Origin of the sequence: Frankia sp. Hr75.2, from assembly GCF_949319125.1 — a bacterium.
GTDB classification, from domain to species: Bacteria; Actinomycetota; Actinomycetes; order Frankiales; family Frankiaceae; genus Parafrankia; species Parafrankia soli.
Genome location: NZ_CASGGV010000119.1, coordinates 1 through 2,484, shown reverse-complemented (window position 1 = coordinate 2,484; position 2,484 = coordinate 1). Strand labels below are relative to the sequence as shown.

The 2,484-nt window shown below is 69.2% G+C and carries 3 protein-coding genes; 2 read left to right on the top strand and 1 reads right to left on the bottom strand.

The window, feature by feature from the left end:
• Positions 1-265 precede the first annotated feature (265 nt).
• Together AC559T_RS11305 and AC559T_RS11300 are read left to right on the top strand one after the other, a co-directional pair.
• The gene (locus tag AC559T_RS11305; protein ID WP_498868664.1) at positions 266-853 is read left to right on the top strand and encodes a type II toxin-antitoxin system death-on-curing family toxin; all 588 of its coding nucleotides are present in this window, start codon (positions 266-268) and stop codon (positions 851-853) included.
• Between the two features lie 376 nt (positions 854-1,229).
• A complete protein-coding gene (locus AC559T_RS11300) occupies positions 1,230-1,691 on the top strand; it encodes a pyridoxamine 5'-phosphate oxidase family protein (protein WP_071066566.1) in 462 nt (153 codons plus the stop codon).
• Between the two features lie 89 nt (positions 1,692-1,780).
• On the opposite strand, the gene AC559T_RS11295 is transcribed toward AC559T_RS11300, so the two are convergent.
• Entirely contained in the window at positions 1,781-2,050 is a 270-nt protein-coding gene (locus AC559T_RS11295; RefSeq protein ID WP_498868663.1) for a hypothetical protein, read from the bottom strand.
• Positions 2,051-2,484: the final 434 nt, after the last annotated feature.

The window sequence follows — 2,484 nt, the reverse complement described above, 5'->3', positions numbered from 1 at the left end:
CAGGCAGAGCCGTCGCCGTTGAACGACAGACGGAATGCCACTAACGCGGCCAATGTGGTTGCTGAGCGTGACAGCAGGTACGGCCTCGGGCCTGCGTAACCGCGCTAACAGTTAGCGGCTCTCCCGCTAACTGTTAGCGCCCCCGTTAGCGGCGAATCTGGCCGGTGAACAGGGGAGACGCTTGTTAGCAGGCTAATCCGTGGAACCTCTGAAACCCCGGGATCAGGCGCCTAGGGTACGTCGAGGTGCTCCGACGGCTCGGCGAATGATCTACCTGACGCTTCGTGAACCGCTGTACATCGCTGAGCGGGCCATCGGCTCCGAGCCCGTGGTCAGGGATCACGGGCTGCTCGAATCCGCTCTTGCTCGCCCACGGGCGACGGTGTTCGGGCGTGACGCCTATCCCACGCTCGACGGTAAGGCTGCTGCGCTCCTGCATTCGCTGGCTCGCGACCATGCCCTCATCGACGGGAACAAGAGGCTCGCTCTCGCTGGGCTGATTGCTTTCTACGGCCTCAACGGCCGCCGGCTGACGTTGACCAACGATGAGGCCTACGACCTCGTCATGAATATCGCGTCCGGCCTCTGCGACGCCGTCGAGGACATCACCAAGATCCTCGAAGGGGTGACGCGAGATCGGGGCGTGTCTCGCCGCGTCGGACTCCGTTCGTACCCGAGTCGACGGGGGCCGCACTCGGGACACGCCCTGCGCTGGCCATGGCTGCGAATGGACGCCGTGCCTGCCCCGGGCGCTCCTTGGTCTCGTCCGGAGGACGTTCCGTTCGCCGGACGGTTCTGCCGACTCCTTCCAACTCGCGGCAACGGACGCTATGACCAGTGGCGTGCGGTCTGACCCTCTTCCACCTTCAGGGCTGCATGCGCGCTGAGGCCCACCGGGCGCGGTGTCGTGACCGCGTGCCACGCTCCGTGAGAGGCACTGACCGCGACGGGCCGCGCCTGCGGTCGCGTCAGCTGTAGCGACGTGCAACAGGCCCCGCGACATGCCTGGGCCGCTGAGCCATGATCAGCCGCGCGAGGACGCCCTGTGTGCGACCCGTATGAGACCAACACCAACGCTGTCGGGGGAGGACCGTATGGCCGCGGCCGACACCGCGACGGTACGGTCTGTGCGCCAGCGTGTGACGTCGAAGAACAGGACGGGGCACGCGGGTGGCCGCCGGCGGCGTGGCCGGCGGATCGGTTTCCGCCTGTCAGGTCGAGGAGTAGCTGTGGACCCGTTGTCGCTGCAGGACCTGATCGACTCCGAGGAGTTCGCACTTGATCACGCCGGCCTCGCCGTGCTGCCGTTCGACGTGTGCATCCGGCTGCTGGGGACGGTGCCGGTGGGCCGGGTGGCCTTCGTGTCGGACGGCGAGGTCGTCCTGCTGACCGTCAACCACGCGATGGACGGCGACAGTGTGGTCTTCCGGTCGGCCGTCGGCTCCAAGCTGTCGGCGGCGGTGAACCATGACTCGGTCTCCTTCCATGCCGACTGGTTCGACCCGGAGACCAGAGCGGGGTGGAGCGTCCTGGTCACCGGTGCGGCCGGGGCCGTCGTCGAGGGTGCCCAGACCGCGGCACTGGAGCGCCTGGGCCTGGAGCCCTGGGCGGACGTCGTCGAGCGGCCGTACTGGATCCGGATCGTCCCGCGGTCGGTGACCGGGCGGGCGGTCGTGCGTTCGGAAAGCTGACCTTCGACCCGGCCGCACTGGCGAGCCGGCCGCGGGCCTCGAACGACTGCGAGCATCAGGGAGTCGCCGGCGCGGTGTCGGACGAGTGATCAGTCGTCGGCGATCAGGAGTTCGCCGAGGAGCTTCTCGACGGGTGCGCGGATGGCGTCGCGGATCAGGCGGACGGCGTCGATGACCTGCCCGGCGGAGTTGTCGAGTTTCCAGTCCTGGTAGCGGATAGCCGCAGACGACGACCGGCATAAGGCCCTGTCGGCCGCGGCTGTGGGGCGGCCGGACTCGGCGCGGCGAACCCACCCCTGGACGCGGCGCGACTCGACATCACGTCGCCGCCGCTGTGAGGCTGGGCGGAGGCCGTCCATATCCTGTTGAGAACGGCGGCCACGGCGACGGCTCCCCTGGCGTTCGGTCTGTTGGCTGACGCGCTGTCCGGTCCCGGAGGACGGTGACGCACCGTGGATGATCTCGACGTGCCGTGCACGTCGCGACACCATCCTGGTCAGGCCCGCTCGGCCCTCCGTGTCGATCACGCTGAGCCGCCCCTGGGCTCGAAGATGAGCAGCCCGATCGTGCGTAGGCCGGCCGCCCTGTCGGTGCAGGGCGGCCTGGACGTCGGCGACGGTCAGCTGCCAGTGGCGGATCTCGTCGGGGCGGATCCTCCCGCTCGCGGCACACGGCCACCGCGTCGGCCGCCGCCTCGACAGCGCGTGGGACGACCACGCCGATCGGGACCTGACGGAGGTTCGACGCGCCGGTCGAGTACGTGCCGCGGGTGCCCGCGTCGAACCGGCGCTCC

Bases quoted from the DNA above. Each gene is read 5' to 3' on its own strand.
- AC559T_RS11305 (WP_498868664.1), top strand. From the start codon at position 266: ATGATCTACCTGACGCTTCGTGAACCGCTGTACATCGCTGAGCGGGCC.
- AC559T_RS11295 (WP_498868663.1), bottom strand. From the start codon at position 2,050: ATGGACGGCCTCCGCCCAGCCTCACAGCGGCGGCGACGTGATGTCGAG.